Annotated in this window: 12 protein-coding genes; 9 read left to right on the top strand and 3 right to left on the bottom strand. The window is 69.6% G+C overall.

Annotated features, from left to right (window positions below; all coding sequences use genetic code 11):
- Nucleotides 1-143 precede the first annotated feature (143 nt).
- The 6 genes from F9B98_RS10580 to F9B98_RS10555 all read left to right on the top strand — a co-directional run bounded on the left by F9B98_RS10580 (nt 144) and on the right by F9B98_RS10555 (nt 5,077).
- Nucleotides 144-632, top strand: a complete 489-nt coding sequence (locus F9B98_RS10580; RefSeq protein WP_150957028.1) for a tetratricopeptide repeat protein — start codon at nt 144-146, stop codon at nt 630-632.
- Between the two features lie 77 nt (nt 633-709).
- Nucleotides 710-1,294: an ATP-dependent Clp protease proteolytic subunit gene (locus tag F9B98_RS10575; protein WP_058231493.1), complete on the top strand. Its 585-nt coding sequence runs from the start codon at nt 710-712 to the stop codon at nt 1,292-1,294.
- A 23-nt stretch (nt 1,295-1,317) separates the two neighbouring features.
- On the top strand, nt 1,318-1,980 hold the full coding sequence (locus F9B98_RS10570) for an ATP-dependent Clp protease proteolytic subunit (protein WP_115918066.1): 663 nt from the start codon (nt 1,318-1,320) through the stop codon (nt 1,978-1,980).
- 628 nt (nt 1,981-2,608) lie between these two features.
- Nucleotides 2,609-3,877: an ATP-dependent Clp protease ATP-binding subunit ClpX gene (gene clpX / locus F9B98_RS10565; protein ID WP_150957025.1), complete on the top strand. Its 1,269-nt coding sequence runs from the start codon at nt 2,609-2,611 to the stop codon at nt 3,875-3,877.
- 41 nt (nt 3,878-3,918) lie between these two features.
- The gene (locus F9B98_RS10560; protein ID WP_150957022.1) at nt 3,919-4,452 is read left to right on the top strand and encodes a hypothetical protein; all 534 of its coding nucleotides are present in this window, start codon (nt 3,919-3,921) and stop codon (nt 4,450-4,452) included.
- Nucleotides 4,453-4,567: 115 nt separating this feature from the next.
- Complete coding sequence (locus F9B98_RS10555) at nt 4,568-5,077, top strand: GNAT family N-acetyltransferase (RefSeq protein ID WP_150957019.1); 510 nt, start codon at nt 4,568-4,570, stop codon at nt 5,075-5,077.
- 45 nt (nt 5,078-5,122) lie between these two features.
- Here F9B98_RS10555 and F9B98_RS10550 read toward each other — a convergent pair whose 3' ends face one another.
- Nucleotides 5,123-7,174 carry a M3 family metallopeptidase gene (locus F9B98_RS10550; RefSeq protein ID WP_150957016.1) on the bottom strand — a complete coding sequence of 684 codons (2,052 nt, stop codon included), beginning with the start codon at nt 7,172-7,174 and terminating at the stop codon, nt 5,123-5,125.
- An 80-nt stretch (nt 7,175-7,254) separates the two neighbouring features.
- On the opposite strand from F9B98_RS10550, the gene F9B98_RS10545 reads away from it, so the two are divergent.
- Together F9B98_RS10545 and F9B98_RS10540 are read left to right on the top strand one after the other, a co-directional pair.
- Nucleotides 7,255-7,851 carry a helix-turn-helix domain-containing protein gene (locus tag F9B98_RS10545; RefSeq protein WP_150957013.1) on the top strand — a complete coding sequence of 199 codons (597 nt, stop codon included), beginning with the start codon at nt 7,255-7,257 and terminating at the stop codon, nt 7,849-7,851.
- The gene (locus tag F9B98_RS10540) at nt 7,848-8,060 is read left to right on the top strand and encodes a hypothetical protein (RefSeq protein ID WP_150957010.1); all 213 of its coding nucleotides are present in this window, start codon (nt 7,848-7,850) and stop codon (nt 8,058-8,060) included. The genes F9B98_RS10545 and F9B98_RS10540 overlap by 4 nt, the downstream gene beginning before the upstream one ends.
- A gap of 169 nt (nt 8,061-8,229) precedes the next feature.
- Here the strand turns inward: F9B98_RS10540 and F9B98_RS10535 are convergent, their stop codons facing one another.
- Entirely contained in the window at nt 8,230-8,478 is a 249-nt protein-coding gene (locus tag F9B98_RS10535) for a hypothetical protein (protein WP_056231099.1), read from the bottom strand.
- On the bottom strand, nt 8,478-11,045 hold the full coding sequence (valS, locus tag F9B98_RS10530; protein WP_150957007.1) for a valine--tRNA ligase: 2,568 nt from the start codon (nt 11,043-11,045) through the stop codon (nt 8,478-8,480). The genes F9B98_RS10535 and valS overlap by 1 nt, the downstream gene beginning before the upstream one ends.
- A 381-nt stretch (nt 11,046-11,426) precedes the next feature.
- Here valS and F9B98_RS10525 point away from each other — a divergent pair, with 381 nt between their 5' ends.
- Nucleotides 11,427-12,266, top strand: a complete 840-nt coding sequence (locus tag F9B98_RS10525; RefSeq protein ID WP_150957004.1) for an endonuclease domain-containing protein — start codon at nt 11,427-11,429, stop codon at nt 12,264-12,266.
- Nucleotides 12,267-12,543: the final 277 nt, after the last annotated feature.

Raw genomic sequence — 12,543 nt, 5'->3', positions numbered from 1 at the left:
CCCTTCTTCGTTTCCGGGCGCCGTCCGGGGACGACCCCGGTGCGTGTCCCGAACACTCGGCCCGCATCTCGAAGCGTCCGGGTGTTGTGGACACTCAGCGCGCGAGCGCGCGGTCAGAACGAGGACGAGGAAGAAGAACACACGTGGACGACTGGCAAAGCAGGGTGGATGCCGTCTGGGCCGACGAGGCGCTCAGCCCGGAGGATGTGGTCTCGCGCATCGACGAAATCGCCGCCGAGCGACCCGCCGATGACGCGATCGCACTGTTCGAACGGGCGGGTGCGCGGGACTCGGCGGGCATCGAGGACGAGGCCGAGGTGCTGTACCGCCGGGCCCTCGAGATCGGCCTCGACGACGAACGGCGCACGCGGGCGACGATCCAACTGGCGAGCACGATCCGCAACCTCGGCAAGACCGAGGAGTCGCTCGCGATGCTGCAGGCGGAGTACGACCGCGAGCCGCGCGGACCGCTGCACGACGCGGCCGCCGCCTTCTACTCCCTCGCGCTGGTGTCGAGCGGACAGCCGGAGCGGGCGGCATCCATCGCCCTTCACGCCCTCGCCCCGCACCTGCCGCTCTATACCCGGTCGGTGACCGGATACGCGCGAGAAATCGCCGAACGAGCGGGCTGATCCGCCCGCGGCGAACACGGCATCCGGTGTCGTACCCCGCCGGTAGATTCATTGCAGATCACGGAAGAGGAGCACACATGCCCGAACCCCTTATGGCAACGAGCGTCTTCGACAGACTGCTCAAGGACCGCATCATCTGGCTCGGTTCCGAGGTGCGCGACGAGAACGCCAACGAGATCTGCGCCAAGATCCTGCTGCTTGCCGCAGAAGACCCGCAGAAGGACATCTACCTCTACATCAACTCGCCCGGTGGCTCGATCACGGCCGGCATGGCGATTTACGACACGATGCAGTTCGTGCCCAACGACATCGTCACCGTCGGCATCGGCATGGCGGCCTCGATGGGCCAGCTGCTGCTGACCAGCGGCACCAAGGGCAAGCGCTACATCACGCCCAACGCCCGCGTGCTCCTGCACCAGCCCCACGGCGGCTTCGGCGGAACGTCGAGCGACATTCAGACCCAGGCGCAGCTCATCCTCGACATGAAGCGCCGCCTGGCCGAGATCACCGCGAACCAGACCGGCAAGAGCGTCGAGCAGATCAACGCCGACGGTGACCGCGACCGCTGGTTCACCGCTCAGGAAGCCCTCGAGTACGGCTTCGTCGACCACATGCGCGAGCACGCCACCGACGTCACCGGCGGCGGCGGAACCGCGGCCTGAGTCGAGAGGAAAAGGACACCGACATGAACATCCCCACTTTCGGCGGCGCCGCAGCGCACATGCCTTCGAGCCGCTACGTCCTTCCTCAGTTCGAGGAGCGCACGGCCTACGGCTACAAGCGCCAGGACCCCTACAACAAGCTGTTCGAAGACCGCGTGATCTTCCTCGGCGTGCAGGTCGACGACGCGTCGGCCGATGACGTCATGGCCCAGCTGCTCGTGCTCGAGTCGCAGGACCCCGACCGCGACATCATCATGTACATCAACTCGCCCGGTGGCTCGTTCACGGCCATGACGGCGATCTACGACACGATGCAGTACGTCTCGCCGCAGATCCAGACGGTCGTGCTCGGTCAGGCCGCCTCCGCGGCATCCGTTCTGCTCGCCGCCGGCGCCCCCGGCAAGCGTCTCGCCCTGCCGAACGCCCGCATCCTGATCCACCAGCCCGCCATGGGTGAGGCCGGTCACGGGCAGGCGTCCGACATCGAGATCCAGGCGCAGGAGATCCTCCGCATGCGCACCTGGCTCGAAGAGACCATGGCGCGCCACACCGGTCAGGACGTCGCGAAGGTCAACAAGGACATCGACCGCGACAAGATCCTCTCCGCCGCCGAGGCGATGGAGTACGGCATCGTCGACCAGGTGCTCACGACCCGCAAGCGCACTCCCGCGGCCCTCACGGCCTGACGCGCTCGCGCCACGACCAGCCCCGCAGACCCGTTTCGGTCTGCGGGGCTTCGTCGTGTGCAGGGGTTTGCGTGCTGGCGGTTCTCGCGCCGGGTGGGGGATTCGCGCAGGGTCAGTTGGGAGGGGCGGATGCCGACTGAGGTTGTGCGGATCGCTGAGGGTGTGCGGGGCGCGGGGCGGATTCTGCGCCGGGTGGGGGATTCGCGCAGGGTCAGTTCGGAGGGGCGGATGCCGACTGAGGTTGTGCGGATCGCTGAGGGTGTGCGGGGCGCGGGGCTGTTTCTGCGCACGGTCAGGGATTCGCGCAACCTCAGTTCGCGGGGGCAGATGCCGACTGAGGTTGTGCGGATCGCAGAGATTGTGCGCCGCAGCACGGGCGTCTCCGCGCCGGGTCAGCGATTCGCGCAACCTCAGGCCGCAGGGGGGGAGTTCGCGACTGAGGTTGTGCGGATCGCGGAGGTTGTGCGCGGCGCGCCGAGCCAGCGGCCACGCCACACAACCCGGATGCCGGTAGTCCGCCATGGGCGATCATGACCGGGCCGCGCGCGCAAATGCCCTCGGATCGCGCGGGCTCGGGTTAGGCTCGGGTAACACACCGGCGGGGGCCGGGTGACGGGAGGATCCGGCCATGGCACGCATCGGTGAGAGCGCCGACCTGTTCAAGTGCTCCTTCTGCGGCAAGAGCCAGAAGCAGGTACAGCAGCTGATCGCCGGTCCCGGCGTGTACATCTGCGACGAATGCGTCGAGCTGTGCAACGAAATCATCGAAGAGCGCATGGCCGAGTCGTCGGCCGGCGAGGTCGCCGAGTTCGACCTTCCCAAGCCGCGCGAGATCTTCTCGTTCCTCGAGGAATACGTCGTCGGTCAGGAGTCCGCAAAGCGCGCCCTCGCCGTCGCCGTCTACAACCACTACAAGCGCGTGCGTTCGCACGGCACGCTGCAGCCGGCCGAGGCGCGCGCCGAAGAGATCGACATCGCCAAGAGCAACATCCTGCTCCTCGGCCCCACCGGGTGCGGCAAGACCTACCTGGCCCAGACGCTCGCGAAGCGCCTCAACGTCCCCTTCGCGGTGGCGGATGCCACGGCTCTCACCGAGGCCGGTTACGTCGGTGAAGACGTCGAGAACATCCTTCTCAAGCTCCTGCAGGCCGCCGACTTCGACGTCAAGCGCGCGGAGACCGGCATCATCTACATCGACGAGGTCGACAAGATCGCCCGCAAGGCCGAGAACCCGTCGATCACGCGCGACGTGTCGGGCGAGGGCGTGCAGCAGGCGCTGCTGAAGATCCTCGAGGGAACGGTCGCCTCGGTTCCGCCGCAGGGCGGCCGTAAGCACCCGCACCAGGAGTTCATCCAGATCGACACGACGAACGTCCTGTTCATCGTGGCCGGCGCCTTCGCGGGTCTCGAAGAGATCATCTCGTCTCGCGTCGGCAAGCACGGCGTCGGTTTCGGCGCCCCGCTGCAGCGCAAGGAAGACGCGCCCGACCTCTTCAGCGAGGCCCTCCCCGAAGACCTGCACAAGTTCGGCCTGATCCCGGAGTTCATCGGTCGCCTGCCCGTCGTGGCATCCGTCTCGCCCCTCGATCAGGACGCGCTGATGGAGATCCTTACGGCGCCGCGCAACGCGCTCGTCAAGCAGTACCAGCGGATGTTCGAGCTCGACGGCGTGCAGCTCGAGTTCGACGAAGACGCCCTGCGCGCGATCGCCGACCTCGCGGTGGCGCGCAAGACCGGTGCCCGCGGCCTGCGCGCGATCCTCGAAGACGTCCTCGGCCCGATCATGTTCGACGTGCCGTCGGCCGACGACATCGCCAAGGTCGTCATCACCCGCGCCTCCGTCGAGGACCGCGCCCAGCCGACGATCGTGCTGGCGCAGAAGCGTCGCAGCGCCTGAGTCGTCCCGTCGCGTTGCACGGGCGCGGCGAGCACCTGCGGGTGAGTCCCCTCTCCGTCGGGGGGATGACCCGCGGGGCGCGGCTGGTCGTACGAGAGAGACCGGATGCCGCGCTCTCGGCGCTCGTCGAGGCGTTGCGCGCCGAACGGTTCGACGTCGGCGATGACCGCGTGTCGAGGACCCTGTCGGCGCGAGGCTCGGAGTGGATCGCGCAGGACCTGTTCATCGGAGCGCCCGCGCCGACGTGGTCGTCGGGCATCGTGGACGCGGCGTTGCAGCACACGCCGCTCGCTTTCGTGCCCGGACTCCGCCGGCGAGCCACACCGACCGTCGTCGTCGCCAGCGCCCGTGCGCACGACGACGGCGCGGAGCTCGTCGTGTTCTCGCATCCGACGCTGGTCGGCTGGGCCATCTCGAACGACGCCGCACCCCTCCTCGCGGCGGCCCTCGACCGCGTCGAGGCGCAGTACGCGCCCGCGGGGCGGCTGGTCGCGCGCGAGGCGCTGTGGGGGATTCCGAACGACGGTGCTCCCACCTCCCAGGCGTTCGTGCGGGACGAGCTGGGCTGGCGCTGACCCGGGATCACCTGCCCGCCAGCGCCGCGAGAGCCGCCCGCGCGGGAGGTGCCCAGGCACGCTCCGCGAGCGGAAGCAGCCCGCGGCGACCGACCCGAGCGGGCAGGATGGAGGGATGCTGTCCGCTCTCTCCCTCCCCGTCGCCCTGTCGAGCCGAGCCGGGGAGGTGCAGCTGCGGCGCGCCGTTCCCGACGACCTGCCGGGGCTGATGGCTCTGCTGTCGGATGACCCGATCAGCGCCGCCCGGGGCGACCGGTCCGACGGGGCCGACGAGGGCGCATACGCTGCCGCCCTCCGGAGCGTGCTGGATGCCCCCCTGAACGACCTCCTCGTCGTCGACGACGCGCAGGGCCGCCTCGTGGGCACCCTGCAGCTCACCGTCATCCCGGGCATGGCCCGCCGCGGGGCCACCCGCCTGCTCGTCGAGGCCGTGCGGGTGTCGTCGAGCGAGCGGTCGGGCGGAATCGGCACCGCCCTGATGCAGTGGGTCGTGCACGTGGCGGCACGCGCGACGGGGGCGACGCTCGTCCAGCTGACCTCCGACGCCGCGCGCGTCGACGCCCACCGGTTCTACACGCGGCTGGGCTTCGTCGCCTCGCACGTCGGATTCAAGTACTCGCTCTGACGGCTCAGGGCCCGAGCGCACCACGCACCCGGGCCCGTCGACGCCTCAGCCGGCGAGACCGCGGCGTTCGAGAAGCGGCTGGATCTCGGCATCCCGGCCCCGGAAATCCCGGTACGCGGCCAGAGGATCGCCGGACCCACCGACGCCCAGCAGCCGCTGGCGGAACCGGTCACCGTTCTCGCGCGTGAGGCCGCCGTTCTCGCGGAACCACTCCACGGTGTCGGCGTCGAGCACCTCGCTCCAGATGTAGGAGTAGTACCCGGCGCTGTAGCCGCCCGAGAACACGTGGGCGAAGTACGTCGAGGCGTAGCGGGTCGGAACGGCGGGGTTGTCGAGCCCGATGTCGGCGAGGGCGGCCGCTTCGAAGGCGGCGACGTCGATGTGGGCCGAGGCCTCGTCGACCGAGAGGCCGTGCCACGCCTGATCGATCCAGGATGCCGCGAGGTACTCGCTCGTGGCGAAGCCCTGGTTGAACGCCTCGGACGCGTGCAGGCGCTCGACGACGTCGGCCGGGAGGGGTTCCCCGGTGTCGATGTGGCGGGCGTAGTTCGAGAGGATCTCGGGCCACATGATCCACATCTCGTTCACCTGGCTGGGGAACTCGACGAAGTCGCGGTACACCGCGGTGCCGCCGAAGTGCGGGTAGGTGACGGTGGCGAAGAGTCCGTGCAGGGCGTGACCGAACTCGTGGAAGAGGGTGGTGACCTCATCCAGTGTCAGCAGCGTCGGGGTTCCGGGCGCGGGCTTGTTGACGTTCAGGTTGTTGACGACGACCGGCGCCGTGCCGCGGAGGTCCGACTGCGTGACGATCGAGTTCATCCAGGCGCCGCCGCGCTTGCTGTCGCGCGTGTACAGGTCGAGCAGGAACAGCCCGAGCTCGCTGCCGTCGGCGTTGTGCACCTCGAAGACGCGCACGTCGGGGTGATAGCCCTGCAGGTCGTGCCGTTCGGAGATCCGGATGCCGTAGAGGTTCTCGGCCGCGAAGAACACGCCGTCGCGCAGCACGCGCTCTGCCTCGAACCAAGGGCGCAGGGCCGCGCGGTCGAGGTCGTAGCGCTCCGCGCGCACCTTCTCGGTGTAGAACGCCCAGTCCTGCGCCTCGATGCGGATGCCGTCGGCGTCGGCGATCTTCTGCAGCGCCTCCTGCTCGGAGCGCGCGTTGGCTGCGGCGGGGACGGCGAGTCGGCGGAGGAGGTCGCACGCGGCATCCGGAGATCCGGCCGTCTGATCCGCGAGCACCGCGGCCGCGTGCGAGGGGTAGCCGAGGAGGGCGGCGCGCTCGGCGCGCAGGCGCACGATCTCGCGGAGGACGTCGCGGTTGTCGTTGTCGTTGCCGCGCGTCGCGCGCGAGCGCGAGGCCTCGAGCAGACGGCGGCGGCTCTCGCGGTTCGTCAGCGAAGCGAGCAGGGGGTGGCCGGTGTACAGCGTGAGGGTGACGACGTAGCGTCCGTCGAGGCCGCGGCTCGTAGCTGCCTGCGCGGCGGCGGAGAGCTCGCCGTCGCTGAGTCCGTCCAGCTCGTCCGCCGTGTCGAACACCACCGCGAGGTCGTTGGTGTCGGCGAGCAGGTTCTTCTCGAACGTGGTCGTCAGCACCGAGAGGCGCTGGTTGAGCTCGGTGAGCTTCTGCTTCTGCGCGTCCTCGAGGCCGGCGCCGGCCAGCGACATCTCGCGGTGGTACCGCTCGACGAGGTAGCGGCTCTCGGCGTCGAGGTCGAGGTCGTCGAGCTGCGCGTGCACGGCGGCGATTCGCGCGAACAGCTCGGTGTCGAGCTGGATCGCGTCGCGGTGCGCCGACATGAGGGGAGCGAGCTCCTCTTCGACGGCCTGGATCGCGAGGGTGCCGTCGGCGGATGCCACGGTGTAGAAAGTGCGTGCGACACGGTCGAGCAGTTCGCCGCTGCGTTCGAGGGGAATCAGCGTGTTCTCGAACGTCGGCGCGGCGCTCTGCGCGGTGATCGCGTCGACCTCCGCCCGCTGCGCGGCGAAACCGGAGCGGAACGCGGGGAGGTAGTGCTCGACGTCGATGCTGCCGTAGGGCGGCAGGTCGTAGGGGAGCGAGGGCGGCGCGAGGAGGGGATTGTTCACGGCATCCGTCATCGCTCCAGCCTAGGCGCAGTCATCTTGATCATGCAGAGATTTGCTTGCAAAGAAATCTTTGCAAAGGTATCTTTGGGGATATGAACGAGCAGTCAACCCCCCGGACGGAACGCGTCCTCGACGCAGGGGCCCTTCGCGCGCTGGCGCACCCGCTCCGGGTGCGGCTGTACGACATCCTCAGCCAGTACGGCCCGCAGACGGCCAGCAGCCTCGCCGAGCTCACGGGGGAGTCGACCGGATCGACGAGCTACCACCTGCGCGCCCTCGCGCAGCACGACCTCATCCGCGAGGTCGCCGACCGCGGCACTGCCCGCGAACGCTGGTGGGAGCGCCCGGCCGGCGCGGTGACGCTGTCGAACCCCGAGATGGAGAACACCCCGTCGGGCCGCGCCGTGCTCGAGGCGGTCCACTCCGAGACGCTCACGCTCCGCCACCAACAGCTCATGCAGTTCGCGACCCACGGGTGGAACGAGACGGAGGAGTGGCGAGACGCCGCCCTCATCGCGACGGCGAGTGCCCGTCTCACCGCGACCCAGACCCGCGAGCTGGTGCAGCGGATCCAGGCGGTGATCGACGAGACCGTGGCCCGCTACCGCGACCAGTCCGGAGAGGGCGTTCGCCCCATCACCATGCGCGCCGACATCTTCCCGCTACCGACCGAAAGGGGCTCCGCATGAGTGCCGTCACGCAGACCATCGCCGTCGCCGCCCGTCCCACTCTCATCGAGAACGCGCTGCTCGCGGGGGCTCGCGCCATGTCGACGGTGGCCGAGCGGCGTATGCGCCGACGCGCCGCCCGCCTGGAGGCGGAGCCTGCTCGCCGCGCCGGGCTGGCGGCGTCCCGGGCGATGTCCGACGATGTGGCGCGCTACCTCCTGCCTCGGTAGGACGCGCGCTCAGCGGCGGGCACCCCGATGACGGGGAGAGACGCATCTTGCGGAGGGGGTCGCGGGGCGTGATTCCGTCCCCCGCTCCGGGGATCAGCAGCCGCAATGCGGAGAGCCCGCCGACGCGCGTAAGCATCGACGGGCTCTTCGATCTCGAGCGGAAGCCGGCTCAGGCGAACTCGGCGTCGTCGTCGTAGCGCACGACGACCTCGCCCGCGGCATCCTGGCTCACGATGACGCCGGTGTCGAGCTCGGCGACGGGGCGTCCTTCGAGGAAGGTCAGCGTCCACTTCGGCGCGGGTGCGCTGAGCCCGTCGGGGTTCAGCGCGGCTTCGACGGCGGCGATCTGGGCGTGGAGCACCTCGGGAACAGCCTTGGGCGGCTGCTCGCGGGCGGTCCAGCGGGTTCCGAGTTGCATCAGGCCTCCTGGGGTGCGAACACGATGTCGGTGACGGTGGTGGTGTCGGCCTCGGCGAACGAGATCGTCTCGATGCGGCCCACGGCGCGCAGGTCGCCCTCGGCGAGGCGCAGGGCCTCGACGTGCGGGCCCGACACGGTGAGCGAGGTCACGGGCGTCTTCTGCGAAGCCTTGGCCTCGGTCTTGGCGCGACGGATGCCGATGAGCGCGGCACTCACGGCCGTGAGCACGGCCGGGTCGCCCTCCACGCCCAGCGGCTCGGGCCAGGCCGCGGTGTGCACCGAGCCCTCTTCGAACCACGACCACACCTCTTCGGACGCGAACGACAGCACGGGCGCGAACAGGCGCACGAGCGTCGACAGGGCCGTGCGCAGCGCGAGGGCGGCCGAGGCCTGTCCCGCGTCGGTCTGGTCGTACGCGCGCTCCTTCACCAGCTCGAGGTAGTCGTCGCAGAACGTCCAGAAGAACGACTCGGTGATCTCGAGCGCCCGCGCATGGTCGTACGCCTCGAAGGCGGCGGTGGCGTCGCGCACGACGGCATCCAGGGTCGCGAGCATCGACGCGTCGAGCGCGTGCGTCACCTCGGCGCCCTCGGGCACGGGGAACGACAGCACGAACTTCGCGGCGTTGAGGAGCTTGATCGCGAGGCGGCGGCCGATCTTCACCTGCGTCGGATTCTGCGGGTCGAACGCCGCGTCGGTGCCGAGGCGGCTCGACGCCGACCAGTACCGCACGGCGTCGGAGCCGTGCTGCTTCAGGATGTCGGCGGGCGTAACCACGTTGCCCTTCGACTTCGACATCTTCTTGCGGTCGGGGTCGACGATGAAGCCCGAGATCGCGGCATCCGTCCACGGGCTCCGGTCGTCTTCGAGGGCGCTGCGCAGCATGGTCGAGAAGAGCCAGGTGCGGATGATGTCCTGACCCTGCGGGCGCAGGTCGAACGGCGACACGAGGTTCCACAGCTCCTCGTCGCGCTGCCAGCCACCGGCGAGCTGCGGGGTGAGCGACGACGTCGCCCACGTGTCGAGGATGTCGCGCTCGGCGTCGAATCCGCCGGCGACGCCGCGCTGGTCTTCGCTGTAGCCCGGGGGCACGTCGGTGGTCGGGTCGACCGGCAGCGACGCGAGATCGGGCGTCAGTACGCGCGCGTAGTCGCGTTCGCCGTTCTCGTCGAGGCCGTACCAGACCGGGATCGGCACGCCGAAGAAGCGCTGACGCGACACGAGCCAGTCGCCGGTCAGGCCGCTGGTCCAGTTCTCGAAGCGCACGCGCATGAAGTCGGGATGCCACGACATCTCGCGACCGAGCGAGATGAGGCGCTCGCGCAGCTCGGCGTCGCGCGCACCGTTGCGGATGTACCACTGGCGCGTCGACACGATCTCGAGCGGGCGGTCGCCCTTCTCGAAGAACTTCACGGGGTGGGTGAAGGGCTTGGGAGCACCCTCCATCGCACCGGATTCCTGCAGGAGCTCGACGATGCGCTTCTTGGCGCTGAACACGGTCTTGCCAGAGAGCTCGCCGTACGCCGCCTTCGCGGCATCCGTCACGATCACATCGGGGGCCTCGGCGACGATGCGGCCGTCCTTGCCGATGATCGTGCGGTTGGGCAGGTCGAGCTCGCGCCACCAGATGATGTCGGTCACGTCGCCGAAGGTGCAGATCATGGCGATGCCCGACCCCTTGTCCTTCTGCGCGAGGGGGTGCGCGAGCACCGGCACCTCGACGTCGAACAGCGGGGTGCGCACCGTCGTGCCGAACAGCGGCTGGTAGCGCTCGTCGTCGGGGTTGGCCACCAGCGCCACGCAGGCGGGCAGCAGCTCGGGGCGGGTGGTCTCGATGAACACGTCGCCCGAGCCGTCGGTCTTGGCGAAGCCCACGCGGTGGTACGCGGCGGGCTGGTCGCGGTCTTCGAGCTCGGCCTGGGCGATTGCGGAACGGAAGTCCACGTCCCACAGCGTCGGGGCGAGCGCCTGGTACGCCTCGCCGCGCTCGATGTTGCGCAGGAACGCCAGCTGGCTCGTGCGGATGGAGTCGTCGGAGATCGTGCGGTAGGTCTGGGTCCAGTCCACGCTCAGACCCAGCTCGCGGAACAGGTCCTCGAACTGCTTCTCGTCTTCGACGGTCAGCTGCTCGCACAGCTCGATGAAGTTGCGGCGGCTGATGGGCACCTGGTCGGCGGCCTTGCTGCTCTTGTTGTCGCCACCCGCGAACGGCGGGGTGAAGTCGGCGTCGTAGGGGAGCGACGGGTCGCAGCGCACGCCGTAGTAGTTCTGCACGCGGCGCTCGGTGGGCAGGCCGTTGTCGTCCCAGCCCATCGGGTAGAACACGGTCTTGCCGCGCATGCGCTCGAAGCGCACCTTCACATCGGTGTGCGTGAACGAGAACACGTGACCGATGTGCAGGCTTCCGGATGCCGTCGGCGGCGGCGTGTCAACGGAGTACACGCCCTGGCGGCCGAGCTCGGCGGCGCGCAGACGGTCGAAGACGTACGTGCCGCGTTCGCGCCACGCGGCGTCCCACTTCTGCTCGAGGCCTTCCAGGGCGGGCTTGTCGGGAATGGTGGCCATAGGGGGACTCCTCGAGCGATATGGGCGGCACCGTGTGAGCGTGCCTGATGGGTTCTGCATCCCACGATACCGGGGGTCGCGCGCGAGCGCGCGTCGTGGCGCGCAGGCTCAGCGATTCGCGCATCCTCAGCCCCGAGGGGCGGATGCCGTGTGAGCTTGCGCGGATTTCTGAGGTTGTGCGGCGGGGTGGGGCGGGCCGCGGCGCAGGCTCAGCGATTCGCACATCTTCAGCCCGGAGGGGCGGATGCCGTGTGAACCTGCGCGGATCGCTGAGGCAGCGCGACCGCGATCGAGGTGTCGAGGCTCCTCCACAGGCCGAATTCTGTCCACAGCTTTCACGACCGCCCGTCACGGACCGCTCGCCCCTACGACCATGTCCCCATGGATGACACCCCCGCCCGCGCCGTCGCCACCCGCGTGGCCTCCCTCGGAGGCGTCGTGCGCCCCACCCGCCTCGTCCTCGAGGGGCACAGCCGGCACCGGATCACCCAGGCACTGGACCGCGGCCTCGTCGTACGTGTCGTGCGGGGATGGATCGCCGTGCCGGACGCCGACGCACACCTCGTCGCCGCGGCTCGAACGGGGGTCGTGTTGTCCTGCGTCACGGCCGCCGAACGGCTGGGACTGTGGGTTGCCGAACGACCGGACAGACCTCACGTCGCCTACCCCGGCCGGGGGAGGGTCCGCGAGCCAGCGGCTGTCGTGCACTGGCATCGGCCGATCGTTCCGCGGCATCCGGACCTGCTCGAAGACGAGATCGAGAATGTGCTCCTGACGGTCGCCGCGTGTCAGCCGTACGAGAAGGCGCGGGCGTTGTGGGAGTCCGCGCTGAACAAGAAGGCCGTGGACCTCTCTCATCTGCGGCGACTCCCGTGGAATGGCGCCGCGCGACGTCTCGTGCACGAGGTGTCTCCGTGGGCCGACTCCGGCCTCGAGACCCTCGTCATCGTCCGGTTGCGGTGGCTGGGCCTGCCGATCCGGACGCAGATCTGGATCGCCGGCCACCGCGTCGACTTCCTCATCGGCGAGCGGCTCGTCCTGCAGGTCGACGGCGGACACCACGTCGGCGCGCAGCGCACCGAGGACATCCGGCACGACGCCGAGCTGATGCTGCTCGGCTATCACGTCATCCGCGTCGGATACGACCAGGTCATGCACCACTGGCCCGAGGTGCAGGAGCGCATCATGCACGCCGTGGCGCAGGGGCTGCACAGGGCCTGAGCCGGACGGCGGCGTTGGCGCAGACGCAGCAATTCGCACAAAATCAGCCCGAAGGGGCGGATGCCAACTGAGGTTCTGCGGATCGTGGAGCATGCGCCCTAGGGGGCTCGCGCCTGCCGCGCAGACACAGCGATCCGCACAGAGTCAGCCCGAAGGGGCGGATGCCGATTGAGCGTGCGCGAATCGCGGAGCTTGGGCCCGCGCGGGCCACGCACCGGCCGCGCAGAATCAGCGATCCGCACAGGATCAGCCCGAAACCCGGCATCCCGACTGAGGT

Source organism: Microbacterium testaceum StLB037 (assembly GCF_008763945.1).
Taxonomy (GTDB): Bacteria; Actinomycetota; Actinomycetes; order Actinomycetales; family Microbacteriaceae; genus Microbacterium; species Microbacterium testaceum_G.
Note: the sequence above shows the minus strand (reverse complement) of the source record. Positions and strands in the feature narration are given on the sequence as shown.

What these genes read in the sequence shown, in the direction of transcription:
- F9B98_RS10575 (WP_058231493.1), top strand. Translation starts at nt 710, where the DNA reads ATGCCCGAACCCCTTATGGCAACGAGCGTCTTCGACAGACTGCTCAAG.
- F9B98_RS10570 (WP_115918066.1), top strand. Translation starts at nt 1,318, where the DNA reads ATGAACATCCCCACTTTCGGCGGCGCCGCAGCGCACATGCCTTCGAGC.
- clpX (WP_150957025.1), top strand. Translation starts at nt 2,609, where the DNA reads ATGGCACGCATCGGTGAGAGCGCCGACCTGTTCAAGTGCTCCTTCTGC.
- F9B98_RS10555 (WP_150957019.1), top strand. Translation starts at nt 4,568, where the DNA reads ATGCTGTCCGCTCTCTCCCTCCCCGTCGCCCTGTCGAGCCGAGCCGGG.
- F9B98_RS10550 (WP_150957016.1), bottom strand. Translation starts at nt 7,174, where the DNA reads ATGACGGATGCCGTGAACAATCCCCTCCTCGCGCCGCCCTCGCTCCCC.
- F9B98_RS10545 (WP_150957013.1), top strand. Translation starts at nt 7,255, where the DNA reads ATGAACGAGCAGTCAACCCCCCGGACGGAACGCGTCCTCGACGCAGGG.
- F9B98_RS10540 (WP_150957010.1), top strand. Translation starts at nt 7,848, where the DNA reads ATGAGTGCCGTCACGCAGACCATCGCCGTCGCCGCCCGTCCCACTCTC.
- F9B98_RS10535 (WP_056231099.1), bottom strand. Translation starts at nt 8,478, where the DNA reads ATGCAACTCGGAACCCGCTGGACCGCCCGCGAGCAGCCGCCCAAGGCT.
- valS (WP_150957007.1), bottom strand. Translation starts at nt 11,045, where the DNA reads ATGGCCACCATTCCCGACAAGCCCGCCCTGGAAGGCCTCGAGCAGAAG.
- F9B98_RS10525 (WP_150957004.1), top strand. Translation starts at nt 11,427, where the DNA reads ATGGATGACACCCCCGCCCGCGCCGTCGCCACCCGCGTGGCCTCCCTC.